Genomic DNA, 1,671 nt, shown 5'->3' with positions numbered 1-1,671 from the left:
CTAGGACGGCAGAATTGGCTGTTGGGCCTGTTGTTCGAGGGCGGTGAGGTAGGCGTCGGGATCGCGGCGGAAGCGGGTTCGTGCGGTCCGCGCCTGCCTGCGGATGTCGAGGGATCGGCGCAGGGCCCGCCACCGTGTCGGATCGACCTGGCCGAGGTCGCGTCCGGAGGGCGCCCCGGCTCGGGTCCGGATGCCGGCGACGAGCCGCACGGCTCCCCGCAGCACCGCGCCGGGTGAGGCCGTCTTGCGTCCGGTTGCCCGCCGCTCGTGGTAGCGCTGGGAGCCGAACAGTTGCTCCAGGGCATTGTTGGTGCGCGGCAGGTCCGCCACGTCGCCGGCATGGAACAGCCCCGGCCGGTAGCTGCGCGCCACCTTGCGGAAGTGGTCGAGGGCGGGACCCAGGCTTTCCACCCGATCCCGGTGGCGCCGCATCGCCGCGAGCAGGCCGTCGAAGCGCCGCCGGACCTTGGTCCCCGGTTCCCCGGCGGGATTGGCCAGGAGGTGCGCGGCCGCGTGCACGAAGACGAAGCCTTGGCGGACCGCCGGCCAGAGCGGCGCCGTGGCGGCGAGCGCCCGGTCGATCAGGTGCTGGAGCCGTGCGAGCGGTCGCGAACCCTGCGCTTCGGCCCCCCTTTTGAGCGTACCCGTTCCAGGCTCCCGGCGACCTTCTCCAATCGGCCCTTCAAGCGCAGGCCCGCCGCGTCGAGCGGGGCGCGGCCGTCGTCGGTGATCGCGCTGCGCACCGCGCTCGCGTAGCCGCGGACCAGATCGGCCTGCCCGTCCGTGCGCCCCTCCACCGCCCGCTCGATCGGGCGGACGCCGCGTATCCCCTTCTTCAGTTCCTTCTTGGCGTGCCGGTCGGCCTCGAAGATCGGCAGGGCCGCCTCGCGCAGGAAATGGAAGTGGCAGAGTTGATGGGGCACCCCTGGCAGGACCAGGGCCACAGCCTTGCGGATGGAATGCTGACCGTCGCTGATCACGCCCGCCACCGGCACGCCCACGGCTGCGATCACCTCATGCAGCAGGACGGCCAGATCCTCGGCCGTGCCCGACAACAGGCTGCGGGCCAGGAGCACCGTACCGGAGAGGCAATCGCGCAGGACCCAGAGCACTTCGTGCCCGACATCCGGCTGCAGGCCGTCGAGTGCCAGGATGATCCGGTCCTGCCCGGCCAGTTGCCGGCGCAGGTGAGCGGGGTCGGCGAGTTGGACGGCCACGACCTCGTCGTAGCGGTCGAGCAGGTTGGTCACGCTGCGCTCGGCGATGACGACCCCGCGCCCGCGCAGGATCGCGTGGATCTCCGGCACAGAGCGGTGCTCGCGGTGGCGCAGGGCGCCCACCAGTGCCACGACGTCGAGGCCGAACTCCTGTTGCGGTAGAGCGAGCGCGCCCTCGGCTTCCGGACGATAGGGCTTGTGGAAACGGGCACAGTCCGCCGCCTCGCAGCGGCGGATCTTCAACCGCAGCCGCACCGTGCCGGCCAGCGTCACCAGCGTGCGCTGGTTCTCGTAGCGGATCCCCATCGCCCGGCCGCAGGCCGGGCAGTGCTGGCGGACCGGAACCAGGACCCGCTCACGATCCGGCGTCCGACACTGGGTGCGAGACATCATGCGCCTCCCCGTAGACGCCCCCGCACCCTCAACGCTCAAACAGCCAATTCTGCCGTCCTAG

1 pseudogene is annotated in these 1,671 nt (G+C 71.6%); it reads right to left on the bottom strand.

The window, feature by feature from the left end:
* A pseudogene (locus FV234_RS25745) lies at positions 1 to 1,523 on the bottom strand (ISNCY family transposase).
* Positions 1,524 to 1,671: the final 148 nt, after the last annotated feature.

The sequence above is a fragment of the Methylobacterium sp. WL8 genome (genome assembly GCF_008040045.1).
GTDB lineage: Bacteria > Pseudomonadota > Alphaproteobacteria > Rhizobiales > Beijerinckiaceae > Methylobacterium > Methylobacterium cerastii.
The sequence above is the reverse complement of the archived record's forward strand: the minus strand, read 5'-3'. Positions and strand labels throughout refer to the sequence as shown.